This window comes from Paraburkholderia sp. BR10923 (assembly GCF_040948765.1).
GTDB classification, from domain to species: domain Bacteria; phylum Pseudomonadota; class Gammaproteobacteria; order Burkholderiales; family Burkholderiaceae; genus Paraburkholderia; species Paraburkholderia youngii.
Genome location: NZ_JBFPKO010000022.1, coordinates 77315 through 103579 on the forward strand (window position 1 = coordinate 77315; position 26265 = coordinate 103579).

Below are 26265 nucleotides of genomic sequence, written 5' to 3' on the forward strand. Positions count from 1 at the left end.
GCGCCGCCGCCGCTTCCCGCCGTGCGCGGCGCATCGTACGCCGCTGGCAGCCGGCACGCTGCGCGGCCTTAGCTGAACATCAGTGCGGTCAACAGGAAGTCGAGCCCGAGCACCGCGAGCGACGCGTACACGACCGTGCGGGTCGTCGCGCGCGACACGCCTTCCGGCGTCGGCTTTGCCTCGTAGCCCTGAAACAGCGCGACGAAGGTCACCGCGAGACCGAACACCACGCTCTTGACGACCCCGGCGCCGACATCGCGCCACACGTCGACGCCACTTTGCATCTGCGACCAGAACGCGCCGGCATCGACGCCGATCAGCAGCACGCCCACCACGTAACCGCCCAGCACACCGACCGCGCTGAAGATCGCCGCGAGGATTGGCATCGAGATAATGCCGGCCCACAGGCGCGGCGCGATCACGACTTTGACCGGATCGACGGCCATCATTTCCATCGCGGTGAGCTGCTCGCCGGCCTTCATCAGGCCAATTTCGGCGGTCAGCGACGTGCCCGCGCGCCCGGCGAACAGCAGCGCGGTCACGACCGGCCCGAGCTCGCGCACCAGCGACAGCGCGACCAGTAACCCGAGCGCCTGCTCGGAGCCATAACGGTTCAGCGTGTAATAGCCCTGCAGCCCGAGCACGAAGCCGACGAACAGTCCCGACACCGCGATGATCACGAGCGAATAATTACCGACGAAGTGGATCTGCTTCGTGACAAGACGCGGACGGCGCAGCAGCGGGAAAATTTCGAGCACGAGCCGCAGGAAGAAGCGCGTCGCGTAGCCGGCGGTGCCGAGCCCGGTGATGACCGAGCGACCGATCGTACTGATCATGACTGGCCTCCGCCGATGCCGAAGTCCGCCGCGAGCGGCGTCTGCGCCGGATAGTGGAATCTGAACGGGCCGTCCGGCGCGCCGTCGATGAACTGCCGCACCGTCGGGTCGGTCGACGCGCGCAGCTCGTCCGGCGTGCCTTCGGCGAGCACCCCGCCGCTGGACAGGAAGTACACGTAATCGGCGATCGCGAACGATTCCGGCACATCGTGCGTGACGAGAATCGACGTCGCGCCGAGCGCCTGGTTCAGCGTGCGGATCAGATTTGCGGTGATGCCGAGCGAGATCGGGTCGAGGCCGGCGAACGGTTCGTCGTACATCATCAGTTCGGGATCGAGTGCGATCGCGCGCGCGAGCGCCACGCGCCGCGCCATGCCGCCCGAAATCTCCGACGGCAGCAAATCGCGAGCGCCGCGCAGGCCGACCGCGTTGAGCTTCATCAGCACGAGGTCGCGCAGCAGTTCTTCGGGGAGATCGGTGTGCTCGCGTAGCGAAAAGGCGACGTTCTCGAACACCGACATGTCGGTGAACAGCGCGCCGAACTGGAACAGCATGCCCATCTTGCGGCGCAGCGCGTAAAGGCCTTCGCGCGTCTGCCCGCCGATGTCCTGGCCATGGAACAGCACCTGGCCGCGTTGCGCGCGCACGAGGCCGCCGATCAACCGCAGCACCGTGGTCTTGCCGCAACCCGAGCCGCCCATGACCGCGACGACCTGACCGCGGCGAAAGCGCAGATTCAGATTCGACAGGACGAGCCGGTCGCCGTAACCGAAGTCGACGTCGCGCAGCTCGAGTATGGTCTCGGGGGAGGAAGGCACCAAACTGACAATCCTTTTACACGGAAGGCCGAATTATAGGGCCATCATGCAAAAGCTGCCTTGAGGTGCCCCGTTCCTTGACTATGCCTGACGATTATTGCGTAAACGTGTGTTGCAGCGCAGAAACCGCGGCGGCTGGGTCGGCCGCTTCGGTGACCGCGCGCACCACCGCCGCGCAGCCGACGCCGGTCGCGAGCACCTCCGGCAGCACCTGCAGATCGATCCCGCCGATCGCGACGAGCGGCACCACACCGTCGAGCAGCCGCACATAGCGTGCGAGGCGTCGCAAGCCCTGCGGCGCGGTCGGCATGACCTTGGTCGTGGTCGGGAACACCGCGCCCAATGCAATGTAACTCGGACGAAAATGCAGCGCCTTCAGCATCTCGTAGAAGCCGTGCGTGGACAAGCCCAGACGGATGCCCGCGTCGGCCAGCGCGGACAGATCCGCTGTATGAACGTCTTCCTGGCCGAGGTGCACGCCGTACGCGCCCGCCTCGAGCGCCGCCTGCCAATGATCGTTGATGAACACCTGCGCGTCGTGCGCGCGGCCGGCGACCACACAGCGGGCGATCTCGCGCTTCAGTTCGTCGGCGGGTTCGGCCGACTTGCGGCGCAACTGCACCGTCTTCACGCCGTAGCCGACCACCCGTTCGACCCAGTCCGCGGTCGGCAGTACCGGATACAGGCCGAGCTTGTCGGGGCAGCGCGGGAACGCCTTGGCGGGTGCCAGCGGCAGATCGGCAAGGCGCGGAAAGCGGCCGAGGTCGGACGGGAAAGCGTCGTCGGCGCGGGTCTCGTCGCCGTCGCGCCACGCGAGCGCGAGCACCAGCGCGTCGTGCGGATCGAAACCGCAGTCGAGGAACGCGGCCAGCGCGGGAATCCAGTCTTCCGCCAGATGGCCTTCGAGGCCGTATTTCTCACCGCCCAGATGCAGCGTCGCACGGTTTTCCGCAGCGACGATCACGCCCGCGCCCCGCGTCAGCCAGCGCGCGATCTGCTCGCCGTGCTGCTGCGCGTCGGCGATCACGATCAGGTCGCCACCGTTCGGTTCGTCCGGCGCGGTCAGGCAGATGCGCCACGGCGCGTGGGTCGGCGGCCAGTCGCCAAGCCGCGCGCGGATGCGCTCGGCGGCTTCGATGAGTTCGTCGGCCGTCGGCCAGAACAGATCGCGGTCCTTCAGCGTCAACGACTGCGTCATGCCGCACCTCCATCCTGATGCCAGAACGGCATGCCGACCACCGGCGTGCTCGCGTGCGCACTCTCGCGCTCGGCCATCGGGCCCGCGAGATACGCCTGCCGGCCCGCCTCGACGCCCAGCGCGAACGCGCGCGCCATCGCGTCGGGGTGCGTCGCCTGCGACACCGCCGTATTCAGCAGCACGCCGTCGAAGCCCCACTCCATCACCTGGGCCGCATGCGACGGCACGCCGAGCCCGGCATCGACGATCAGCGGCACGTCCGGCAGCCGCTCGCGCAATACGCGCAGCCCGTACGGATTGATCACGCCCTTGCCGGTGCCGATCGGCGCGCCCCACGGCATCAGCGCCTCGCAGCCGGCGTCGAGCAGACGGCGGCCGATCACCAGATCTTCGGTGCAGTACGGCAGCACCTTGAAGCCATCCTTGACGAGCCGCGCGGCGGCTTCGATCAGGCCGACCGGGTCGGGCTGCAGCGTGTAGTCGTCGCCGATCAGTTCGAGCTTGATCCACTCGGTCTCGAAGATTTCGCGCGCCATATGCGCGGTCGTCACCGCTTCACCGACGCTCAGGCAGCCCGCCGTATTCGGCAGCAGCGGCACGCCGTGGCGCTTGAGCAGATCGAAGAAGCCGGCTTCCGCGTTGCCCTCGTTCATCTGACGGCGCAGCGCGACGGTGACCATGCCGGGGCGCGCGGCGTCGATCGAATCGGACAGCGATTGCAGCGACGGGTAGCGCGACGTGCCGAGCAGCACGCGGCTTGCGAAAGTTTGACCGTATAGGGTCAGCGCGTCGGCGCTCTCGTGAGAAGTCATTTGCATCATCCTGGTTTGCCGTCGCGGCTAGAACCGACCGCGTGACGGCAATGGGTTTTCGGCGACGGTTGTTGCATTCGGTAAGCAGCAGGCTGGCGCGAGCGCGCTCAGCCGCCCGCGACCGGCTGCACGACGTCGAGCCGATCGCCCGTTTGCAGCGCGCGCGCCGCATGCTGCGCACGCGCGACGAAATCGCCGTTGAGCGCGACCGCGAACGGCGGACGCGCGCCAAAGGCGGCAAGCGCATCGGCGACAGTCGCGCCCTCGGGCAGCGACAACGGCTTCTGATTGATATGAATGTCCATGGTGTTCGAATACGGTTCAATCGATGGCGCAAGCGGCATCGCGTGCGGCACGTTTGCCGCTACGCTCAGGCCGGCTCATGCGCGAAATACTGTTGGAACAGCTCGCTCCAGCGTGCGTCGCGCCGCCAGCCGGCGAATGCGTCGGCGTCCCGGACGCGGCCGTCGAGCAGCGCGCTCGCGAAGCGCACGGCTTCGTCGGCGACTTCCGGCGCGATCATAAAGCCGTGCCGATACAGGCCGTTCACGCGCAACGTGCGCGCGCCGTCCCAAAGCAGCGCGGGACGGTGATCGGGCAAGGTCGGCCGGCACTGCGAATTCAGCTCGAGGATGCGCGCCTCGCCGAAGCCCGGATGCACCGAGAACGCCGCGCTCAGCAACTCGAGCGCCGAACGCACGCTGACGGGCGACATGTCCTCGCCCTCCACCTCGGTCGCGCCGATCACGTAGAGGCCGTTCTGCTTCGGCGCGATATACAGCGGGTAGCGCGGATGCAGCAGCCGCACCGGGCGAGTCAGCTGCAGGTGAGGTGCATGCACCCGCGCAACTTCACCGCGGATGCCGCGCAGCGTCGGCAGCACAGGCTTTGCGCCGAGCCCGCGGCAATCGATCGTGATACCGGCGTCGGGCAGCGACGCGTCGTCAATCGGCGTGTTCCAGTGCGTGTCGACGCCGCGCTCGGCAAGCCCCGCGGCGAGCGCGGACAGCACCTGGCGGTTGTCGAGCTGGCCCTCGCGCGGCAGTAGCCAGCCCTGACTGAAGCGGCCGGCCAACGCGGGTTCGGCGGCGCCGAGCTGCGCGCCCGAAAGCGCGACGAAGCCGCCGTCGAGCAACTCGGCCGGCGCGTTCGCGCGCACGCGGCGCTCGAACAGCGGCGCCTCCGTGCGATCCGCGTGATGCCAGACGACGAGCGTGCCGTTGCGCTGGAAAAACACCGGCTCCGGCAGTTCGGCGAGCACGCGCGGCCAATTTTCGAGCGAACTCGCACCGAGCCGCGTGATCAGCAGCTCGGCGCTGGCGGCTTCTGCCAGCGGCGCGAGCATCGCCGCGGCGACCCACGCGGCAGCTTGCGAGCCGGCGGCATCGCCGCGCTCATAGAGCGCCACGCGATGTCCGTCGCCCGCGAGGCGCCACGCGACCAGCCGGCCGCACAAACCGCCGCCGAGCACGGCGAAATCAGGTCGAGCGGAATGGCTCATCGCGCCCGCTCCGTTTGACAGCGGCGGGCGAAACCAAAGCGGCACGGCACGCCGGAGCCGGCGTGACGAAGAGAAAGATGCATGTCTGAAGAATAGGCGGTCATCGAGTCCTTTCCGTACGGCCAAAAACGCACGTACCCAGGACGAAACCGGCGGGTGAAGCCGGCCGGTCACGGCGTGTGCATGTGAGCTGCGCTCGCCGCCCGGCGGGGAATGGAAGACGGTTGCTTCCGGAAACTTCCCGCGCCGGTATTACCCGGATCGGGTGCAAAGGGTCTCTCTCAGCCTCGCCGCCCCGGCATGAAAATCATGCCGCCTGTGGGCGAAGCACCCCTGTTTCGTCGCAGGTCATTAGACCATAAAAGGCGCGGCGCCCGCAAACCAGCGGTCCGCCGTCGCTGCCGCGATTTTGATCTGGCACCGTCTAGCGAGATGGCGATGCGAAGCGGCCCGGCGCTCTGGCACAATGCCGTGACCGGTGCCGAAAAAACGCGGCGCGCGCGGCACTCGTGGCCGCATGCGTGGCGGCGGCATCCCGGCGGACGCCGGCCCCGAAAAATTAATTTTCGCTTAAGGGCGTCACGCCAGAATCGGGCGCCCGTCCGGACTCGCGTTCATCGAGCGCGAGGGCGCGATGCCCGGCCAGGTATCGCAGACCCGCCTCAGCCACGGCCTCGCAAAGGGCCGGCTGTCAGCGGGATCGCCCGACATGGGTCAACCAGATCGGACCCGTACGCCGCCGGAATGCACTTCGGGTCAGCACTTCATCAGGACGCTCATGACACCACATACTTCCGCCAGCCCCGCGCTGCCGTCCGACGAAAAGGTCTCCGCCTGGAGCCTGATCAAGCCTTACTGGGTTTCCGAGGAACGAGGCATCGCATGGGCGCTGCTCGTCGCGATCATCGTGATGAACCTGATCGTCGTCTGGATCAACGTGCGCTTGAACCGCTGGAGCGCAGACTTCTACAACGCGCTGCAGCAGAAGAACGTCCACGACTTCCCGCATCTGCTGATGATTTTTACCGGACTCGCGTTCGGCTTCATCATCCTCGCCGTGTATGGACGCTATCTGCGTCAGATGCTCGGCTTCCGCTGGCGCCAGTGGCTGACCACGCGCTACCTGAACGAGTGGCTCAACGACAGCGCGTTCTACCGCATCGAGCGCGACCGCCTCGCCGACAACCCCGACCAGCGGATCAGCGACGACCTGCAGTCGTTCGCGACCACCACGCTGTCGCTGACGCTCGATCTGCTGTCGACCGTCGTCACGCTGGTGTCGTTCATCACGATCCTGTGGACGCTCGCGGGCGCGCTGAGTATTTCGCTCGGCGGCATGCCGCTGCATATCCCCGGCTATATGGTTTGGGCCGCCGCGCTGTATGCGGTGGTCGGTTCGCTCGTTATGCAGAAGGTCGGCCATCCGCTCGTGTCGATCAACTATCAGGCGCAGAAAGTCGAGGCGGATTTCCGTTTCGGTCTGATCCGGCTGCGTGAGAACGCCGAGCAGATCGCGTTCTACAACGGCATGGAAACCGAGAAGACGAACGCGCGCACGTTGTTCGGCCGCATCCGCGACAACTGGTGGCAGGTGATGAAGTACACGAAGCGCCTGACCTTCGTGCTGAGCTTCTACGGCCAGATCGCGATCATTTTCCCGATCGTCGTCGCCGCGCCGCGCTACTTCGCGGGCGCATTCACGTTCGGCGTGCTGATGCAGATTTCGAGCGCGTTCGGCACCGTCAGCGATTCGTTCTCGTGGTTCATCAACAGTTATACGAGCCTCGTCGAATGGCGCGCGACCGTGAACCGGTTGCGCGAATTCAAGCGCGTCGTGCATTCGCCGCGTCTGAAGGAATCGGTGTCGCCGGCCACGGAACACGGCGGCATCAATCTGCATTTCGTCGACAGCAACTCGCTTACCACCGACAGCCTCACGCTCGCGCTGCCCAATGGCAACCCGCTGTCGCGCATCCGCGATATCGCGATCCGGCCGGGCTCGCGCTGGCTCGTGCGCGGTCCGTCGGGCGCCGGCAAGAGCACGCTGATGCGCGCGCTCGCGGGTCTGTGGCCATTCGGCGACGGCTCGATCGACGCGCCGGTGAACGCGCGCATGATGTTCATCCCACAGGTCAGCTACATGCCGATCGGCACGCTGAAGGCCGCGCTCGCGTATCCGTCGGCGGCGGACACCTATGGCGACGACGAATGCCGCGACGCGCTCATCACCTGCCATCTGTCGGAATACGCAGACCGTCTGCAGGAAACGGGGCATTGGACCCGCGTGCTGTCGCCGGGTGAGCAGCAGCGCTTCGCCGCCGCGCGCGTGCTGCTGCACAAGCCGGACTACCTGTTCCTCGACGAAGCGACCAGCGCGCTCGACGCGGAAAACGAGGCGCGGCTCTATCGACTGTTCACCGAGAGGCTGCCGAAGGCGGCGATCGTCAGCGTCGCGCATCGCGAATCGCTTGCTGCGTTCCATGACGAAACGCTCGACGTCGAGCGTTCGGCCGAAGCGATAGCGGCGTGAGCGACGCGCACAGCGTTCACTTCAATTAAGCGCACGACGCCGCCCCCGCGCGTCGTGCGCAACATCCGGAAAGACACGAGAAGAGTTCGGAAGCATTTGCGAAGCGCGCAAGCTGTTCCGCGCTTTGAAAATGCCCGCGAGCAGCGACGATAGTCGTACGGGCCGCGCCATGCGTCGGCCTTCGTTGACGTTAGTCACGTCTTTGATCGCAACCGCTCTCCGGACTTCTCGCCCATGTCATTCGCTCGCCGTGTTTCACCTCTGCTCCCGACTTTGCTCCCGCGCCTCGCGCTCGCCTGCGGCGCGGCGCTGCTCTTCACAAACACCGTCGACGCCGCGCAAACCGCCGAGCCGAACCAGCCTGCGGATATCTGCGCGGCGCTCACGCACATCGTCGATGCGAGCGATTTCCGGCAACTGCCGAACGAGACCGCCGCGCAACTGCCGGGCGTCTCCCATTCCGACGATTGCCGCGCTACCGCGCACGCGTACGACTGCCACTGGCGCGCGCACTGGCAAGCCGACGGCGTCATCAACGATCCGCTCGAAGAACTCGGCGCCGACATCGCCGCCTGCTTTCCGCGCGTCGTGCACGACGTCAACACACCGGTGCGCCAGCATTTCGTCGTGACCACCGACGCGCGCCGCGTGAACGTCACCGCGAGCGTGCAAGGCCAGAACGAACTGCGACTGCGCGTGACGCGCTGAGCGCGCGGCCGTCGCTGCTTTCGATGACCCAGCGAATCTTGTGACCGGGATCGGGCGCTGCCTCATGACCTCGCCGCCGACCGTGCGCGCGCCAGCCGCAACCAAGCCTTCGCGTCCGGGTCGGGTTGCCTCGCTGATAGCGCGGCGTCGCTGCGCCCTCGCCGCCTTCGCCGCGACGCTGACGCTCACGCTCGACGGCTGCGCATGGACGCTGATCCAGGCCGCCGACGCCAGCGGCTCCGTGATCCAGGCCGGCTACGCGATCGCGTCGAACTACTCGTCGCCGACCTTCGTCAACGGCCGGCCCGCCGATGTGCAGCACGTGTGCATCGAAGTGAATCCGACGGTGTCGGTCGGCGATTTCGTGCCGGCGCTGCAGCTCGCGCTCGAGCGGCGCGGCATTCGTTCGGACGTCTACAATCCGGGAACCTCGCCGGCCGGCTGCGAAGCGCGGCTCGTCTACAACGCCGCGATCGACTATGGGCGCCGCTCGTTCAGCGACGAATCCATCCAGTACCTGTCGATCATCGATCTGACACTGATCCAGAGCGGCCGCATTCTCGTCACCGCGCGCTATCAGACCGGCGGCCTGAACACCGACCGCTTCTCGTCTGCCTCGGTGAAGCTCGGCGGGTTGATCGAGCGGATGGTCGTCGATCGGACCGATTTCGCGCGTCAGGAGCAGCAACAGCAGACCCTGCAAACCTCGCAGGCCTTCCCGCCGACCCGCTGAAGACCCGCGGCTGTGCGTTCGCTTGCAGCGCCTTACACGGGAAAGGATTGGAAAGCGGTATGCGCTTTGCGCGGCCCGTGCGCATCACTAAGATGACCTGAATGAACCAGACCATCCTGATCGTCGATGACGATCCCGTTGTACGCGAGCTCGTCAGCGAATATCTGCACGGGCGCGGCTTCAACGTCTCCACCCTCGAAAATGGCTTGGCGTTGCAGCGCAGATTGCAGCAGGAGCGTCCCGCGCTCGTCGTGCTCGACATCATGATGCCGGAGCTCGATGGGATCAGCGCGCTGCGCGCGTTGCGCGTCGCCGGCGACGACATTCCCGTGATTCTGCTGACCGCGCGCGCCGATCCGATCGATCGCGTGATCGGCCTCGAACTCGGCGCCGACGACTATCTCGGCAAGCCGTTCGAACCGAGCGAGCTCGTCGCGCGGATTCGCACGGTGCTGCGGCGTCGCGGCTCGATCGCGCCAGGCGCGCCGGAGCAACGCGCGCCCTATCATTTCGGCCGCTTCGAAGTGAACTTCCCCGCGCGCGAACTGCGCCGCGACGGCGAACGCATCACGCTGCGTTCGAGCGAATTCGCGATGCTGAAGGTGTTCGTCACGCACGCGATGACCGTGCTCACACGTGCGCAGCTGCTCGAGAAACTGCACGGCAATAGCGAAGCGCATCGCAATCGCAGTCTCGACGTATCGATCTGGCGCTTGCGTCGGCTGATCGAAGTGGACCCGTCGGAACCGCGCTACGTGCAGACGGTGTGGGGACGCGGCTACGTGTTCGTGCCGGATGGCGAAATCGGCGCCGCCGAACGCGGGCTCGCGCCGCCGCCCGGCTAGCGGCGCGAGTCGATCTGATCGGAGCCAGTCGATGCGATCTGCGCGTCGCGCACTACGCGCAGCGCGCTGACGCGGCTGACGCGGCTGACGGTCAAAACGTCAGCACACTCAGAAACATCCGCTGCAGCCAGCCCATCGTCGTCGCGTCGTTGACCATGCCGAGGCCCGCCTGTTCGATGCGCGCGTTCGCGACCTTGCTCGACGCAACGTAATTGCCTGCTTCGATATCCTTGGGATTGACGATGCCCGACAACCGAAGACGGTCGCGGGTACCGCTCATCGCGATCACCTTCTCGCCCGACACGACGAGATTGCCGCCCGACACGGTGCCGATCACGGTCACGGCGAGCGTGCCCGTCATATCGCTGATGTCGCGCAGATTGCCTTGCCCCTTGTAGTCGGTGCTGGCCGAGCCGATGTTGAACAGTTTCGCGAGCCGCGCGGCGGCGTTCGTCGATTGGTCCGCGGCGGTCGCGGTGATGCTGCTCGCACGGTTCGCCGATGCGCTCGCGCTGTTGTTGCCGCTATACGATTCGGACAGCCGGATCGTCAGCACGTCGCCGATATGCTGCGCGCGCGGCGTCTCATACAGCAGCAGCGGCGCACCGGCCTGATAGATCGCGCCTTGCGTGTTGACGTTCAGCGGCGCGGACGCGAGCGGCGGCGCCATCGGCGTTTCGACGATCGACCTGGTCTGCGTGCTCGAACAGGCCGCGAGACAGCTCGCGGCGCCGAGCACGAGGGTCAGACGTAGCGTGGTCATGCTGGCTCCGTGGCGAAAGGATGAAATGGAGTTAAAGCGTGGCGGCGCTAGCCAGACGCCATCCGCTTTCGGCGTTGGGTTCGCACCGATAATCAGGCTTGCCAGGCAATCATCAGCCCGCGTCGGCGCCGCTCGCCTGCCACTGCCGCACGACCGCTTTCATCCACGTATCCGAGCCCTTCAGCAGATACGTGAGCGTACCGTTGCGGCTGCCCGGCAGAAAGCACAGCGTGATCGAACTGACCGCGTTCTCCCATACGTACATCGGCATCGCGCCCGGCGCCGCCGCGTTGCGCGTCGCGAGACGCGGCGGCCCATAACGATCCTCGAGCGCGTCGCGCAGATCCTCCGCGGTCAGCTCGTCGATCACGAACGACATCTCGTAGAGACGCAATGCGCCTTGCCCGTCGATGCGCGTGAAGCGCATCACGTGTTCGAGCGCCGGCGCGCCATCGACCACCGCCTGCGAGACCGCCCAGCGCTGATCATCGCGATGCGCCCAGCGGCACGCGACGCTCAGGCTATCGTGCGATTTCAGCCGCATGCCGAGCGCACCTGCCTGCACGTCGGTCTCGCAGATCGGCACGCTGCCGACCGGCGTCGCGCGCACGGCCGAGCCCGCGCGGAATTCGTCGATCGTGATGCCGAGCGCGACGCCGCGAAACGAAAACGGCGCATCCGGCGAGCGCCGCCGCGTGTCGGTGACGACGCTATTCGATGCCGCGCTGGCCGCCTTCGGACTGCGCGCGACAGGCTGCGCATGCGCGGCGCACGACAGCACACCGCCGAGCAGCATCAATGCACCAACCATCCTGGTGAGCATCATGATTCAATCGATCGCGGAAGCACACATGTCGAAAGGCGTCGCCGCCGCACGGCCGACGACCGGCAGCACTTTCAGGGTCGCCGCCGTGACCCGGCATGGCAGCGCCGCGGCGCCGCAGCCGCCGAGCGGCAACAGCAGCGCGCCGGCAACGAGCCACGCCACGACGCGACGCCGATGCTCAGTAGTTCTGGATAACGGCACGCGGACCTCGCCGGTTCACGCGGTCGTGTTGACCAGGTGGCCGATGAGCCCCGTCCCCGGCGCAGGCAGTGCAGGCTGCGCGAGCGCGCTGCTTTGCTGCGATTTCGCCGCTGCACCAGTGGTGCTGGAACTGGCGGACTTCTCCGTGGCTGGTGTCTTCGCCAGCGTGGAGAACGGCGTGGAACTGAGGGTGTTGTGGATCGTCATGATGGACCTCGCGAAGGCGCGCATTGCGCGGGTGTCGGTTGAGCGCCGCGAGCCGTCATCCGAGGCAGCTGGCCTCGTTCGGCGTGCGGCGCGACTTGCTGCGGAACGAATCATCGCGCCGCGCAGGCGCCGATGATGGGCGAAGCAAAGCATGCTTTCGCGCGGTTGTTACGACCCGTTCCGTGGGCTTGCGAGGGCTTTCGAGTGCTTGCCAGGTGTTGTCATCGCGTGGCGGTCGTGCGGAGAGCAGGATCAGGCAGTGCTAAAGTAGGCGCGGAACCTTCGCTGATCCGCCCCGGCGCAAGCCCGCCAGCGCCACGTGGCGCACAGTAAGCGTTGGTAAGGAAATGCGCGGTCGCGCGTCGGGCGCGCCCGTCTAGAATTTCGCCATGAATCCACAGGTCCTTATCGTCGACGACGATCCGGTCGTACGCGATCTGCTTTGCAAGTTTCTGCAGTCGAACGGCTTCGATGCGTCCGTGCTGCATGACGGCACTCATTTGCAGCGTCGTCTCGAGCGCGAGCGGCCGTCAGTCGTCGTACTCGACATCATGATGCCGAACACCGACGGCCTGCGCGCGCTCACCGCGTTGCGCGCCGCCGGCGACGACATCCCGGTGATCTTCGTGACTGCGCGCGGCACGGTGGCCGATCGCATCGTCGGTCTCTCGCTCGGCGCGGACGACTATCTGACCAAGCCATTCGATCCGCGCGAACTGCTGGTGCGCATCCAGACCGTGCTGCGCCGGCGCGGGCCATCCACCACGAGCGCGCCGGAAGCACGCAAGCGCTATCGCTTCGGTCCGTTCGAACTGGACTTCGCGACGCGCTCGCTGACCCGCGACGACGCCAAGCTGCCGCTGCGCGACAGCGAATTCGCGCTGCTGAAGATCTTCGTCAACAACCCGTACAAGGTGCTGTCGCGCGTGCTGATTCACGATCTCGTGCATCGCGACAACCTCGCGTTCCGCGACCGCAGCCTCGACGTGCCGATCTGGCGCCTGCGCCGCGTGATCGAGGACGACCCGTCGAACCCGTGCTATGTGCAAACGGTGCGCGGCAAGGGCTATGTGTTCGTGCCCGACGCCAATGGCACCCCCTTCGAGGACGGGGCCGCCCCGAGCGCATGAGAAATCCGCTGAACACGCTGTTCGGCAGAATGGCGTTGCTGTCGGCGGCGGTGCTGTTCGCGATTCAGGCGAGCTGGTTCGTGCTGGTGACGATGCAGCCGCCGCGCCATGAGATCGACGGCTTCGCGCGCGGCATTCTGCTGGTGCTGCAGGCGATCAACGGCGAGCCGATCAAGGGCACCGCGCTCGCGCCGGCGATGCGCGTGCATCTGGTACCCACCTGGAACATGCCGACCAGCGTGCATCTGCGCGAGCCGCACGAGCATATGCTGGTCGAGTTGAGCCGGCATCTGCGCGAGAACCTGCCGGCCGGCACGCAGATCGCCGTCGACGATCTGCGTCCGCCGCAACTGTGGGTGCTGTTTCCGGGCAAGTCGAACTGGGTCGTCGTGCCGGTCGATGTCCCGCCGCCGCCGCGCTTTCTGATCGAATCGGTCTCGATGCTGGCCGCCGGGTTGATCCTGTCGTTGTTCGCGGTTTGGCAGATGCAACGGCCGTTGCTGCGCGTCGCCGATGCGTCGCGCGCATTCGGCTCGGGCGGCCGGCCTGACCCCGTGCCGGTGCAGGGCCCGCGCGAACTGCGCGATCTGATCGGCTCGTTCAACGACATGATGCGGCGCCTGAACGAAGCCGGCGACGACCAGGCGGTGATGCTCGCCGGCGTCGCGCATGATCTGAAGGCGCCGCTCACGCGCCTGAAGCTGCGCGCGAGCGTGCTGGTCGACGAAAACGAGCGTGCCGGCCTGATCCGCGACGTCGATTCGCTGACCAACATCGTCCAGCAGTTCCTCGAATTCGCGGGCCAATCGGCGGATGCCGGACCGCCGGTCGAAGTCGACGAGTTCTTGCGCGAGCAGTTTTCCTCGGGCGATTACGCGGAGGCCGCCGAACCCGCCGAAGCGGCGGACCCCGCCGAAACCCAGCTTTTCGCACTCGACTTGCGCGCTGGCCCCTCGTTCACGCTGCCGCGCACGCTGCTCGACCGGCTCGTGACGAACCTCGTCGACAACGCGCTCGAACATGGCATGCCGCCGGTGGAAATCTCAACCGCGTGCAACGACGGTCATTGGATCATCAGCGTGCGCGACCACGGCCCCGGCATTCCCGACGACCGCATCGCCGCGGCGATGAAGCCGTTCGTGCGGCTCGACGCCGCGCGCGGCGGCGAAGGCCATTGCGGCCTCGGTCTCGCGATCGTCGCGCGGCTCGCGCACCATCGCGGCGGACGCTGCCTCGTGCGCAATCATGCGCGGGGCGGGCTCGAGGTACGGATCGAATTGCCGGTGGACCCGGCGCTGACGTGAGGATGCTCGCAGGTAAGGGGACGCGGACCGGGGCACTTACCTGCCCTTACCGCATCGACTGTCGCGCGGGTCGCGGCCTTATAGTCGCCCCCGGCAACCTCGATGCCGCCCTTCTCCGTCCGCCCGCTCCTCTGGGGCGGACTTTTTTTTCGCTATCGGACGGCCGAAGCGCGTCAATGCACGAGCCGATTGCGCAGCGCGTCGACCGTCGCGGTGGAAAGACCGAGGCCTTGCGTTAAATAGTTCGCCATCGTGCCGTAGCTCGCCTGGACCTGGTCGAAGCCCGCCTGCAGATAATTCTCGTCGACGTCGAACAACGGCGCTCTCGCCGCGGCGATGGCCGCGCCTTCCTGCGCGCGCAGCGTGGTAGTTTGCGCAGCGATCGATGGCGCGAGATAGACGTTGCTCAGCAGGTAGTCCTGCATGATCACGTCGAGCGGAACGTTGGCGATGCTGAGCAGCAGCGCCGCGACCCAGCCCGCGCGGTCCTTGCCCGCACTCGAGTGGAATAGCTGCGCGCCCGTGCCGTTGGCGAGCGCGCCGAGCAACGCGCCATAGGCGGCTCGCTGCGGGCCGCCCGTCACATACGCGCGCGCCTGAGCCTGCATGAACGCGACGGCGTCGACGGGCGAATCGACCGGGGGTGTAACGAAGTCGTTCGTGCCGAGCACATTCAGGGCGGAGGATGTCGCGCCGCCCGGCAGCACGTCGGCGGTGCGCGCGATTTCCGCGGGCGTGCGCAGGTCGTAGACCGACACGATGCCGAGCTTGTCGAGCGTCACCGCGTCCGTGCCGCTCAGCGTCAGCGCATTCGCGCGAAAGAACACGCCGCGCCGCATCTGCTTGCCGTCGACGGTCAGATAGCCGGCACCCGCGCCGCCGACATCGCGGAAATTGCTGACCGACACGAGTCGCGGCGTAGCCGGCTGCTCGGCTTCGAGACTGCCGCCGCACGCGGATAGCAGCGTGCTGCCGAAACCCGCGGCCAGCATCGCACCGGCCGAGCCCCTCAGAAAGCGTCGCCGCGCCGCCGACGTTTCGCCCAGCATGCCGCGCTCCACGGGCACGGTCGTGCTCGTAAGGGCGCGGAAAGGCGAACGGTTTTTCGCGGTGACGGGCATCGGAGGCGACGGATTATAGGAGGATCGAGTGGGCAGCCGGGCTGCAGACGCAGTTTAACGTTGACCAATAAGTTTTGCGTTACATCGTAGCGGTTTGTAAGAGAAAAAGAGGGCCGGGTGCGCGCCAATAAATGCCGCGTGACGCTCGCGCGCTGTCGCAAATGACGCGGACATGACGCACTGCGACGAGGCAAAAGAAAACCGGGCTCCCCCTTTCAGGCGAGCCCGGTTTCTTTCTTACTGCATCGCTTTACCGCTACAGGTGTCCTTCATGGGGCACCTTGTCGTCTCCACGTCTTCCTGCAAATTGAAGACGCTTAACGCGGCAGTTCCGAATGACCCATCAGGAACGCATCGACCGAACGTGCGCACTGACGGCCTTCGCGGATCGCCCATACCACGAGCGACTGGCCGCGACGCATGTCGCCCGCCGTGAACACCTTGTTCACCGACGTGTAATACGCCTTGTCGCCCTCGGTCGTGGCGCGCACATTGCCGCGCGCATCCTTGTCGACGCCGAATGCTTCGAGCACCGGGGAGACCGGCTGCGTAAAGCCCATCGCGAGCAGCACGAGGTCGGCCTTCATTTCGAATTCGGAGTTCGGCACTTCGACCATCTTGCCGTCCTTCCATTCGACGCGCGCGGCGATCAGCTTCTCGACCTTGCCGTTCTTACCTTCGAGGCGCTTGGTCGCAACCGCCCAATCGCGCTCGCAGCCTTCCTCGTGCGACGACGACGTGCGCAGCTTGATCGGCCAGTACGGCCACACGAGCGGCTTGTTCTCTTCTTCCGGCGGCTGCGGCAGGAGTTCGAACTGCGTGACGCTCTTCGCGCCATGACGGTTCGACGTACCCACGCAGTCCGAACCGGTATCGCCACCGCCGATCACGACGACGTGCTTGCCCTTCGCGATCAGCTGGTTCGGCACCTTGTCACCGGCGTTGACCTTGTTCTGCTGCGGCAGGAATTCCATCGCGTAGTACACGCCTTCGAGCTCGCGGCCCGGCACCGGCAGATCGCGCGGCGTTTCCGAACCACCGGCGATCACGACCGCGTCGAACTGCTCATTCAGCTCGGCCGGCGTGATGGTTTCCTTCGCGGTGTTGCCGATGTGCGCCGGCAACGAGTCCGGTTTGCCGATGAACACGTTGGTGCGGAATGTCACGCCTTCGGCTTCCATCTGGCGCATGCGGCGATCGATCTGCCACTTCTCCAGCTTGAAGTCGGGGATGCCATAACGCAGCAGGCCGCCGATGCGGTCGTTCTTCTCGAACACGGTCACGTCATGACCGGCGCGCGCGAGCTGCTGCGCAGCCGCGAGACCCGCGGGGCCCGAGCCGACCACGGCGACCTTCTTGCCGGTCTTGTGCTTCGGCGTTTGCGGCGCGACCCAGCCTTCGGCCCAGGCCTTGTCGATGATCGCGTGCTCGATCGACTTGATGCCGACCGGGTCGTCGTTGATGCCGAGCGTGCACGCCGCTTCGCACGGCGCCGGGCAGATGCGGCCCGTGAACTCGGGGAAGTTGTTGGTCGAATGCAGCACTTCGATCGCGTTCTTCCAGTCCTGACGGAACACCAGGTCGTTGAAGTCCGGGATGATGTTGTTGACCGGGCAGCCGTTGTTGCAGAACGGAATGCCGCAGTCCATGCAACGCGCGCCTTGAATCTTCGCTTCGTCGTCGGTCAGTGCCGCGACGAATTCCTTGTAGTGCTTCACACGCGTGAGCGGAGCCTCGTACGTCTCGTGGCGACGTTCGAACTCGAGAAAACCGGTTGCCTTGCCCATGTGGTTCTCTTCTCTATCTGTATCTAGGGGTAATCTGGACCCGCCGCGCGTCGATCGATCGGAACGCGGCGGGTACGTCTAAATGTGACTTCCGACGGCAGCTCAGGCGGCGAGCACTTCGCTGTTCGCCTTCTTCGCGGCGAGTTCGCCGAGAGCGCGCTTGTATTCGGTCGGGAACACCTTCACGAACTGACGGCGTGCCGCGTCCCAGTTTTCGAGCAGCGCCTTCGCGCGCGGGGAGCCCGTGAACTGGAAGTGACGCTCGATGAGCCCCTTGAGCAGCGCTTCGTCGGTCGTGTCGCGGTGCCATACGCCCTTGTCGACCGTGCGCTCCTGTTCGGCCTGTTGCAGCACCGGGTCGAGCGAAACCATCGACTTGTTGCACTTGCTCGCGAACGTGCCGTCCGGATCGAACACGTACGCGATACCGCCCGACATGCCGGCCGCGAAGTTACGGCCCGTCTCGCCGAGCACGACCACCGTGCCGCCCGTCATGTATTCGCAGCCGTGATCGCCCGTGCCTTCGACGACCGCCGTCGCGCCCGAATTACGCACGCAGAAACGCTCGCCCGCGACACCGCGGAAGAAGGCTTCACCTTCGATCGCGCCGTACATCACCGTGTTACCGCAGATGATGTTCTCTTCCGACTTGCCGCGGAAATCGTTGGTTGGACGGATGATGATGCGGCCGCCCGACAGGCCCTTGCCGACGTAGTCGTTGCCGTCGCCGACCAGATCCAGCGTGATGCCCTTTGCGAGGAACGCGCCGAAGCTCTGACCCGCGGTGCCTTTCAGCTGGATGTGGATCGCGTCGTCCGCGAGACCTTCGTGGCCATACTTCTTCGCGATCGTGCCCGACAGCATCGCGCCGACCGTGCGGTTCACGTTGCGCACCGGCTGGATGAACGACACGTGCTCGCCCTTCTCGATCGCGGCCTTCGCCTTCTCGATCAGCGTGTGGTCGAGTGCGCGGTCGAGGCCGTGATCCTGCACGTCGACGTGCTTGCGCGCGACTTCGGCCGGCACTTGCGGCTGATAGAACACGCGCGAGAAGTCGAGACCCTTCGCCTTCCAGTGCTCGATGCCCTTCTTCGTGTCGAGCAGTTCCGCGCGGCCGATCAGGTCGTCGAACTTGCGGATACCGAGTTGCGCCATGATTTCGCGCGCTTCTTCCGCAACGAAGAAGAAGAAGTTCACGACGTGTTCCGGCTGGCCCTGGAACTTCGCACGCAGTACCGGATCTTGCGTCGCGACGCCGACCGGGCACGTGTTCAGATGGCACTTGCGCATCATGATGCAGCCTTCGACGACGAGCGGCGCCGTCGCGAAGCCGAATTCGTCCGCGCCGAGCAACGCGCCGATCACGACGTCGCGGCCAGTCTTCATCTGGCCGTCGGCCTGCACGCGGATACGGCCGCGCAGACGGTTCAGCACCAGCGTCTGCTGCGTTTCGGCAAGGCCGAGTTCCCACGGCGTGCCCGCATGCTTGATCGACGACAGCGGCGACGCACCCGTGCCACCGTCATGACCGGCGATCACGACGTGATCGGCCTTCGCCTTGGCGACACCGGCGGCAACCGTACCGACGCCCGACTCCGACACGAGCTTCACCGAGATGCTCGACGACGCGTTGACGTTCTTCAGATCGTGAATCAGCTGTGCCAGGTCTTCGATCGAGTAGATGTCGTGGTGCGGCGGCGGCGAAATGAGGCCGACGCCCGGCACCGAGTAACGCAGCTTGCCGATGTAGTCCGACACCTTGTGGCCCGGCAGCTGACCGCCTTCGCCCGGCTTCGCACCCTGCGCCATCTTGATCTGGATCTGGTCGGCCGACGCGAGGTACTCCGCCGTGACGCCGAAGCGGCCCGACGCGACCTGCTTGATGCGCGAGCGCAGCGAATCGCCTTCCTTGAGCGGGATGTCGACGACCACTTCGTCGCCGATCACGGACTTCATCGAGTCGCCGTTCCTGATCGGAATGCCGCGCAGCTCGTTGCGATAACGGTTCGCGTCTTCACCGCCTTCACCAGTGTTCGACTTGCCGCCGATGCGGTTCATCGCGACGGCGAGCGTAGCGTGCGCTTCGGTGCTGATCGAGCCCATCGACATTGCGCCGGTCGCGAAACGCTTGACGATTTCCTTCGCCGGTTCGACTTCGTCGAGGGGGATCGCCTTGGTCGGATCGAACTTGAACTCGAACAGGCCGCGGAAGGTCATGTGACGCTTGGTCTGATCGTTGATCAGATGCGCGTATTCCTTGTACGTCTGGTACGAGTTGCTGCGCGCCGAATGCTGCAGCTTGGCGATCGCATCCGGCGTCCACATGTGTTCCTCGCCGCGCACGCGGTATGCGTACTCGCCGCCCGCGTCGAGCATGTTCGCGAGAACCGGGTTGTCGCCGAAGGCTTCGCGATGCAGACGGATCGCTTCTTCCGCGACGTCGAACAGACCAATGCCGCCGACCTTCGACGACGTGCCGTGGAAGTACTTCGCCACCAGATCCGACGCAAGACCGACCGCTTCGAAAATCTGCGCGCCGGTGTACGACATATAGGTCGAAATGCCCATCTTCGACATGACCTTCTGCAGGCCCTTGCCGACCGCCTTCGTGAAGTTGTAGACCGCCTTCTCCGCCGACAGGTCGCCCTTCAGGCCGGCCGCGAGCTGGCTCAGCGTTTCCATCGCGAGGTACGGGTGCACGGCTTCCGCGCCATAGCCCGCGAGCAGCGCGAAGTGGTGCGTTTCACGCGCCGAACCGGTTTCGACGACGAGACCCGTGCTCGTGCGCAGACCTTGCTGCACGAGGTGCGTGTGGATCGCGGCGGTGGCGAGCAGCGCCGGAATCGCGACGTTGTCGCGGTCGGTCTTGCGGTCCGACACGATCAGCATGTTGTAGCCGGACTTGACCGCATCGACTGCTTCCGCGCACAGCGAGGCGAGACGCGCTTCGATGCCTTCCTTGCCCCAGGCGACCGGATAGCAGATGTTCAGTTCATAGGAGCTGAACTTGCCGCCGGTGTACTGATCGATCGCGCGGATCTTCGCGATGTCCTTGAAGTCGAGCACCGGCTGCGACACTTCGAGACGCATCGGCGGGTTGATGTTGTTCGTGTCGAGCAGGTTCGGCTTCGGGCCGATGAACGACACGAGCGACATCACCATGTTTTCACGGATCGGGTCGATCGGCGGGTTCGTGACCTGCGCGAATAGCTGCTTGAAGTAGTGGTAGAGCGTCTTGTTCTTGTTGGACATGACCGCCAGCGGCGAGTCGTTGCCCATCGAGCCGACGGCTTCCTCACCCGCTTGCGCCATCGGCGCCATCAGGAACTTCAGGTCTTCCTGGGTGTAGCCGAACGCCTGCTGGCGATCCAGCAGCGCAGCAGCTTCGCGGCGTTCCGTGACGACGTCTTCCGCCTTCGCCTCGATTTCGTCGAGCTTGATGCGCACGGCGTCGATCCAGCTCTTGTACGGCTTGGCGTTGGCGAGGTTGTCCTTCAGTTCCTTGTCGTCGATGATGCGGCCGTGCTCCATGTCGATCAGGAACATCTTGCCCGGCTGCAGACGCCACTTCTTGACGATCTTCGATTCGGGAATAGGCAGCGTGCCGGCTTCCGACGCCATGATGACGAGGTCGTCGTCGGTGACGATGTAGCGCGCCGGACGCAGACCGTTACGGTCGAGCGTCGCGCCGATCTGGCGGCCGTCGGTGAACGCGATCGCGGCGGGGCCGTCCCACGGCTCCATCATCGCGGCGTGGTATTCGTAGAACGCCTTGCGGTTTTCGTCCATCAGCGTGTGCTGTTCCCAGGCTTCCGGGATCATCATCATCATCGCGTGGACGAGCGGATAGCCGGCCATCACCAGCAGTTCGAGACAGTTGTCGAACGATGCGGTGTCCGATTGGCCCGGATAGATCAGCGGCCAGAGCTTCGGCAGATCGTCGCCGAGCACGTGCGAGGCGATCGCGCCGGTGCGCGCGTTCAGCCAGTTGACGTTGCCCTTCACCGTGTTGATTTCGCCGTTGTGGGCGATCATGCGGTACGGGTGTGCCAGTTCCCACGCCGGGAACGTGTTGGTCGAGAAGCGCTGATGCACAAGGGCGAGCGCCGACACGACACGCTCGTCCTGCAGGTCGCGGTAGTAGACGCCGACCTGACCCGCGAGCAGCAGACCCTTGTAGACGACCGTGCGCGCCGAGCACGAAGGCACGAAGTATTCCTTGCCGTGCTTGAGCTTCAGCGCCTGGATGCGGTGGCTCGCGGTCTTGCGGATGATGTACAGCTTCCGCTCGAGCGCGTCGGTCACCATGATGTCCTTGCCGCGACCGATGAAGATCTGGCGGATCAGCGGCTCGCTCGCCTTCACTGTCGGCGAGATCGGCATCGCGTGGTCGACCGGCACGTCGCGCCAGCCGAGCACGACCTGACCTTCGGCCTTCACCGTGCGCTCGAGCTCCTGTTCGCAGGCGATGCGCGACGCATGCTCCTTCGGCAGGAAGATCATACCGACGCCGTATTCGCCAGCCGGCGGCAGCGTCACGCCCTGGCGGGCCATCTCTTCGCGATAGAAGCCGTCCGGAATCTGGATCAGGATGCCCGCGCCGTCGCCCATCAGCGGATCGGCGCCGACGGCGCCCCGATGGTCGAGGTTCTCGAGAATCTTCAAGCCCTGCTGGATGATTTCGTGACTCTTGTGGCCCTTGATATGGGCGACGAAGCCGACGCCGCAAGCGTCGTGCTCGTTTTGCGGGTCGTACAGACCTTGGGCGGCGGGAACCGGGTGAATCGGTTGCTGGTGGTCGTTCATGGGGACACCGTCTGTGAGGAGGCCGGACAGGCCGTTAAACCATTGTTTTTTTGCCGCAGTGCGCTTCGCAACCACGACGGCGCTCTTCTCGCAGCCAGACTGCGCGAGACGAAAAGCGTCGGAAATCGGAATATACGCGACGAATCAAGGAAATAGCAAATAAAACATAGTGATCCGCCCCCGATTACCAAAATGGTGCGTTGCGGCTATTTTTTATTGGTGTCACATCAATTCGGCGCAAAAGAAAACGGCATACGAAATGCCGTCTTCATGCAGTCCTTTGATGCAAAACGCTTTATTCGAATTTAAAGCCGCTCTATCGGCGGTGCTGGGTAGCGGGTGTCGCCGCGTCACTGCGTATGCGGCGTCTCGCGCACCTTGCGTGGCCGGCCACGCGGTAGCGGGGACACACGTCGGTTCGCGGCGCGCGCCGCCCATTCGCGGTAAGTGTCGCTGCCGAGTACCCAACCCTTCAACGTGGCTTGCTGGAGCTGACTTGCTTCGCGCTCGTCGAGCGGCTGCTCGCACAGTTCGCGATAAGCACGCTGTCGCTCGAACGGCGTATTGCCGAGAGACCAGTAGAGAGGGTGATCCGTGATCAGGCTGTCGAGGGTAAGGCCGATGTGATGACGATAGCTCGACCAACGATAATCCTCCGCCGCGTTAACCAGCTGCAAGCGCACCGGACACATCTCGACCACCCTGCTCGCCAGCAGGAAGTAACGCTCGCCTTCGATCACCGTGGCCCGGTAACGGCCCTCCCACAAGGTGCCGCGACGGGCATAGCGCCGGTTGAAGTGCGCGACGTAGCGCCGCCCGACAGCCTGCATCGCCTTGGGCAGACTCGACTCCTCGGTGGGCGTGACGAGCAGTTGCACGGCGCCCGGCATCAAGGCATAAGCGTGGATGGAAAGGTGATGGTCCCGGGAAGCCGCCTTCAGACAGTCGATGAAAAGCTCGTAGTCCTGGTCGTCGACGAAGGCGGGCTGCTGATCGAGCCCGCGGAGGATGACGTGCTGCGGCTGGTCGGGGACATAAAGACGTGCAAGCCGTGCCATGCTGGAGTGTCCAATAGTCGCGTTGGTATATACCCGAAGGTCCGAAGATCCGCATGCGCGCAAGGTTCGGCGCCATGCGGCCAAGCCAGAAACCATACGGTGCTTAGGGAGAAAACTCTAACCGCCGCGTATGGTTTGTTTCAAACGTTGTAGTCATAATGAGCGGGCCTTTTTTGGAGGAGCACATATGAAATTAAAACAGGCCGTAACGGGGATGGCAGTGCTTGCCTGCATGAGCACGGCGGCGCACGCACAATCGGCCGGCAGCTTTTACGTCACGACGGGCTGGTTCCATCTGGCGCCCCAATCGAGCAGCGACCCGCTGACCGTAACCAGCATTGGCGGTAGCCCAACCAACATTACCGAAGCCAACACCGGCGCTTCGCTGGGTTCGGCCGACACCATCGGCTTCACCGCCGGATACTTCGTCACTGACCACATCGCCACCGAATTCGTCATTGGCGTCCCGCCTACTTTCGACCTGTCAGGCACGGGTAGCCTCGCGCAGTTCGGCAAGATCGGGCAGGCCAAACAGTGGAGCCCGACTCTGCTGTTCAAGTACTACTTCAACGCGCCGACCGCTGCTTTCCGGCCGTATCTCGGTGTCGGTGTGAGCCGCATCTGGTTCACCGACGAGCACATCACCAACAGCTCATTCCAAGCCAACGTTCTGCATGGTCCGACCAGTGTCTCGACGGATAGTTCGTGGGAACCCGTGTTTAATGCGGGCTTCCATTACTCCTTCAATCAGCACTGGTTCGCCGGCGTGTCGATCTCGTACCTGCCGCTCAGCACGACCGCGAAGCTCAATTCGGCGGCCACCACGCCGGTCGGCACGCTGACCGTGCAATCGCAGACCAAGATCAAGCTGAACCCGATCGTCACCTACGTCAACATCGGTTACCGTTTCTAACGCATCGCGACAGCAGGTGGCTTGAATTAGGGTAGTCGAATTTTCGCGCCCTGGGGAACGCCGTCATCGAGCAGATGACGGCGTTTTTGTTTGGCGTCCCCGTCGCATCGGCATGGCAGTGTCGTCCGGCATCGGCGTTTGTAAATTTGACGCGAATGCGGCGCAACTGCGTGCAATATCTGGCAACGTTACGGCCACACGAAGCGTGTCGCGAGCCGCGCGCTATCACGTTACGGGCGATGCGACGCTTGGCATCGAAGTTGCATTAGATGGCGTTTCCTAGGCTGCAACGTGATACTGCGTCTGCGCATAGCGTGTCCGCGCGACGATGCGCGGGGCCTTTCAACTCATCGACGGAGCGACCATGACAGCACTTCCAAATACGCGAGACGCCCTCGGCGAATCCTGGACCAGCGCGAGTCGCCGTGCGCGGCGCATCGCTCGCCATAGCCGCCATGCGGCCGAAGATATCGCGGTCGAGTTGCGCACCCTGCTGTCGGAACTCGAATCGACCTTGGCCGACGGCACGCAGGCCGACGCCGTGGCCTTGCGCGGCAAGCTGCGCAAACAGCTGGACGCCGCGCGCGAGCGGCTGAACGACACGCGCGATGCGATGCGCGACCGCGCGGGCGTCGCGATCTCGGACGCCGATCACTATGTGCATGAAAATCCGTGGCAGACGATTGCGATCGTCGGCGGGCTTGCACTGGTGGCGGGAGCGCTGTTCGCGTCGCGTTCGCGATGACGCTGGCTTGCGCGGCTTGAGGGTGCTGGCAAGGAGACGCGACGGCCGCTTCGATGCGGCAAGGTCGAACGTTGCCCTCTTGCCGCGCCTAGCCGCTAACGACTAGTTATCGTCGATCACGAACAGCCGCCGATACTCCTTCAGCGCGTAGCGATCGGTCATCCCCGCGATGTAATGCGCGATCAGACGCGGCTGGCGCGTCGCATCGCTCGATTGATAGTCCGGCGGCAGCAGCCGCGGATCGTCGGTGAACGCGTCGAACAGGCCGACCACGACGCGGCGTGCCTTGTTGGCCATGCGCATCACACGATAGTGGCGGTACATGTTTCTGAACAGAAAGCGTTTGAGCGCCGCGGCCTGCGCGGCGATTGCATCACTGTGCGCGACGAGCGGGGGCGCCGCACGCACGTCGTCGAGTGACGCCGGTGCGTAGCGGGCGAGATTGGCCCGCGTGGTCTCGATCAGATCGACGATCAGCGTATTGATCACGCGCCGCACCGTCTCGTGAATCAGCCGACGTCCTTCGATCTGCGGGTAGTCGCCGCGCGCCGCCTCACAATGCGTCTGCCAGAGCTCCACTTCGGCGAGCTGCTCGAGCGACAGCAGACCGGAGCGCAAACCGTCGTCGACGTCGTGATTGTTGTACGCGATTTCATCGGCGACGTTGGCGATCTGCGCTTCGAGCGACGGTTGACGTCCTTCGAGAAAGCGCTCGCCCAATTCGCCGAGCCGGCGCGCGTTGTCGCGCGAGCAATGCTTGAGGATGCCCTCGCGCGTCTCAAAGCACAGGTTCAGACCGTTGAATGCTCCGTAGTGCTCCTCAAGTTCGTCGACGACCGCGAGACTCTGCAGGTTGTGCTCGAAGCCGCCGTGCTCGCGCATGCATTCGTTCAATGCGTCCTGGCCGGCATGGCCGAACGGTGTATGGCCGAGATCGTGCGCCAGCGAAATCGCTTCGACCAGATCTTCATTGACGCGCAAATTCCGCGCAACCGAGCGCGCGATCTGCGCAACTTCGAGGCTATGGGTGAGGCGCGTGCGAAACAGGTCGCCCTCGTGATTGACGAAGACCTGAGTCTTGTACTCGAGCCGCCGGAACGCGGTGGAGTGGACGATGCGGTCGCGGTCGCGCTGAAATTCGGTGCGCGCGCTCGGCGCGGTTTCCGCATAGCGCCGCCCGCGCGAATGGCTCGAATGCGCCGCGTACGGCGCGAGATGCGCTTCGAGCGCCTGCTGGGTCGGCGCGGGGACGGCGGGTGCGGCGATCGCGGCAGCGGCATCCGCAGCGATGGCTGTGGCGCCGATCGCGCCGTTCCCGGCGCCTGCGCGCGCACTTGTCGAGTCATGCTGGATATCGTCGCTGCGCCTGTCAGTCACCGGGTTCTCCGAAACATGGGCGGCGCCTCGTGACGCGAGTGCGCGA

Annotated in this window: 23 protein-coding genes and 1 riboswitch; of the genes, 9 read left to right on the top strand and 14 right to left on the bottom strand. The window is 65.2% G+C overall.

Annotated elements, in window-relative coordinates:
* Positions 1-68 precede the first annotated feature (68 nt).
* The 6 genes from mlaE to AB3X94_RS31290 form a co-directional block, all read right to left on the bottom strand.
* Positions 69-836 carry a lipid asymmetry maintenance ABC transporter permease subunit MlaE gene (gene mlaE / locus AB3X94_RS31265; RefSeq protein ID WP_013090708.1) on the bottom strand — a complete coding sequence of 256 codons (768 nt, stop codon included), beginning with the start codon at positions 834-836 and terminating at the stop codon, positions 69-71.
* Complete coding sequence (locus AB3X94_RS31270; protein ID WP_176110133.1) at positions 833-1654, bottom strand: ABC transporter ATP-binding protein; 822 nt, start codon at positions 1652-1654, stop codon at positions 833-835. Before AB3X94_RS31270 ends, mlaE begins: the two co-directional genes overlap by 4 nt.
* A gap of 94 nt (positions 1655-1748) precedes the next feature.
* Positions 1749-2852, bottom strand: a complete 1104-nt coding sequence (thiE, locus tag AB3X94_RS31275; protein ID WP_368613580.1) for a thiamine phosphate synthase — start codon at positions 2850-2852, stop codon at positions 1749-1751.
* Positions 2849-3664, bottom strand: a complete 816-nt coding sequence (locus tag AB3X94_RS31280) for a thiazole synthase (protein WP_176110131.1) — start codon at positions 3662-3664, stop codon at positions 2849-2851. Before AB3X94_RS31280 ends, thiE begins: the two co-directional genes overlap by 4 nt.
* A 107-nt stretch (positions 3665-3771) precedes the next feature.
* On the bottom strand, positions 3772-3969 hold the full coding sequence (thiS, locus tag AB3X94_RS31285; protein WP_026225709.1) for a sulfur carrier protein ThiS: 198 nt from the start codon (positions 3967-3969) through the stop codon (positions 3772-3774).
* Positions 3970-4034: 65 nt separating this feature from the next.
* A complete protein-coding gene (locus tag AB3X94_RS31290) occupies positions 4035-5165 on the bottom strand; it encodes an FAD-dependent oxidoreductase (RefSeq protein WP_368613581.1) in 1131 nt (376 codons plus the stop codon).
* A 221-nt stretch (positions 5166-5386) separates the two neighbouring features.
* Positions 5387-5510, bottom strand: a riboswitch (TPP riboswitch).
* Positions 5511-5943: 433 nt separating this feature from the next.
* Here AB3X94_RS31290 and AB3X94_RS31295 point away from each other — a divergent pair.
* The 4 genes from AB3X94_RS31295 to AB3X94_RS31310 all read left to right on the top strand — a co-directional run bounded on the left by AB3X94_RS31295 (position 5944) and on the right by AB3X94_RS31310 (position 9981).
* The gene (locus AB3X94_RS31295) at positions 5944-7695 is read left to right on the top strand and encodes an ABC transporter ATP-binding protein/permease (protein ID WP_368592743.1); all 1752 of its coding nucleotides are present in this window, start codon (positions 5944-5946) and stop codon (positions 7693-7695) included.
* A 234-nt stretch (positions 7696-7929) separates the two neighbouring features.
* Positions 7930-8403: a hypothetical protein gene (locus AB3X94_RS31300; RefSeq protein ID WP_368613582.1), complete on the top strand. Its 474-nt coding sequence runs from the start codon at positions 7930-7932 to the stop codon at positions 8401-8403.
* 64 nt (positions 8404-8467) lie between these two features.
* On the top strand, positions 8468-9136 hold the full coding sequence (locus AB3X94_RS31305) for a hypothetical protein (RefSeq protein ID WP_368613583.1): 669 nt from the start codon (positions 8468-8470) through the stop codon (positions 9134-9136).
* Between the two features lie 101 nt (positions 9137-9237).
* The gene (locus tag AB3X94_RS31310) at positions 9238-9981 is read left to right on the top strand and encodes a response regulator (protein WP_176110126.1); all 744 of its coding nucleotides are present in this window, start codon (positions 9238-9240) and stop codon (positions 9979-9981) included.
* Positions 9982-10072: 91 nt separating this feature from the next.
* Here AB3X94_RS31310 and AB3X94_RS31315 read toward each other — a convergent pair whose 3' ends face one another.
* The 3 genes from AB3X94_RS31315 to AB3X94_RS31325 form a co-directional block, all read right to left on the bottom strand.
* Positions 10073-10744: a flagellar basal body L-ring protein FlgH gene (locus AB3X94_RS31315; RefSeq protein WP_176110125.1), complete on the bottom strand. Its 672-nt coding sequence runs from the start codon at positions 10742-10744 to the stop codon at positions 10073-10075.
* Between the two features lie 112 nt (positions 10745-10856).
* Positions 10857-11570 (bottom strand): hypothetical protein, encoded by a 714-nt coding sequence (locus AB3X94_RS31320; RefSeq protein ID WP_176110124.1) that lies wholly within the window; start codon positions 11568-11570, stop codon positions 10857-10859.
* Positions 11571-11573: 3 nt separating this feature from the next.
* Entirely contained in the window at positions 11574-11732 is a 159-nt protein-coding gene (locus AB3X94_RS31325) for a DUF6726 family protein (protein ID WP_368613584.1), read from the bottom strand.
* 82 nt (positions 11733-11814) lie between these two features.
* Between AB3X94_RS31325 and AB3X94_RS31330 the strand changes: the two genes are divergently transcribed.
* The 3 genes from AB3X94_RS31330 to AB3X94_RS31340 all read left to right on the top strand — a co-directional run bounded on the left by AB3X94_RS31330 (position 11815) and on the right by AB3X94_RS31340 (position 14412).
* Positions 11815-12114, top strand: coding sequence for a hypothetical protein (locus tag AB3X94_RS31330; RefSeq protein ID WP_368613585.1), 300 nt, complete (start codon positions 11815-11817; stop codon positions 12112-12114).
* Positions 12115-12367: 253 nt separating this feature from the next.
* The gene (locus tag AB3X94_RS31335; protein ID WP_176110122.1) at positions 12368-13108 is read left to right on the top strand and encodes a response regulator; all 741 of its coding nucleotides are present in this window, start codon (positions 12368-12370) and stop codon (positions 13106-13108) included.
* Positions 13105-14412: an ATP-binding protein gene (locus AB3X94_RS31340; RefSeq protein ID WP_368613586.1), complete on the top strand. Its 1308-nt coding sequence runs from the start codon at positions 13105-13107 to the stop codon at positions 14410-14412. The genes AB3X94_RS31335 and AB3X94_RS31340 overlap by 4 nt, the downstream gene beginning before the upstream one ends.
* Positions 14413-14585: 173 nt before the next feature.
* Here the strand turns inward: AB3X94_RS31340 and AB3X94_RS31345 are convergent, their stop codons facing one another.
* The 4 genes from AB3X94_RS31345 to AB3X94_RS31360 all read right to left on the bottom strand — a co-directional run bounded on the left by AB3X94_RS31345 (position 14586) and on the right by AB3X94_RS31360 (position 23184).
* Positions 14586-15461, bottom strand: coding sequence for a tyrosine-protein phosphatase (locus AB3X94_RS31345; protein WP_368613587.1), 876 nt, complete (start codon positions 15459-15461; stop codon positions 14586-14588).
* A gap of 389 nt (positions 15462-15850) precedes the next feature.
* Positions 15851-17320: a glutamate synthase subunit beta gene (locus AB3X94_RS31350; RefSeq protein ID WP_176110119.1), complete on the bottom strand. Its 1470-nt coding sequence runs from the start codon at positions 17318-17320 to the stop codon at positions 15851-15853.
* Positions 17321-17422: 102 nt separating this feature from the next.
* Positions 17423-22126, bottom strand: coding sequence for a glutamate synthase-related protein (locus AB3X94_RS31355; RefSeq protein WP_176110118.1), 4704 nt, complete (start codon positions 22124-22126; stop codon positions 17423-17425).
* Between the two features lie 350 nt (positions 22127-22476).
* Positions 22477-23184: a transposase gene (locus AB3X94_RS31360; protein WP_013090727.1), complete on the bottom strand. Its 708-nt coding sequence runs from the start codon at positions 23182-23184 to the stop codon at positions 22477-22479.
* Between the two features lie 187 nt (positions 23185-23371).
* Here AB3X94_RS31360 and AB3X94_RS31365 point away from each other — a divergent pair, with 187 nt between their 5' ends.
* Positions 23372-24097 (top strand): OmpW family protein, encoded by a 726-nt coding sequence (locus AB3X94_RS31365; RefSeq protein WP_013090728.1) that lies wholly within the window; start codon positions 23372-23374, stop codon positions 24095-24097.
* 364 nt (positions 24098-24461) lie between these two features.
* Positions 24462-24842, top strand: coding sequence for a YqjD family protein (locus AB3X94_RS31370; protein WP_176110117.1), 381 nt, complete (start codon positions 24462-24464; stop codon positions 24840-24842).
* A gap of 102 nt (positions 24843-24944) precedes the next feature.
* Here the strand turns inward: AB3X94_RS31370 and AB3X94_RS31375 are convergent, their stop codons facing one another.
* Positions 24945-26132 carry a deoxyguanosinetriphosphate triphosphohydrolase gene (locus AB3X94_RS31375; protein ID WP_312883647.1) on the bottom strand — a complete coding sequence of 396 codons (1188 nt, stop codon included), beginning with the start codon at positions 26130-26132 and terminating at the stop codon, positions 24945-24947.
* Between the last annotated feature and the right edge of the window lie 133 nt (positions 26133-26265).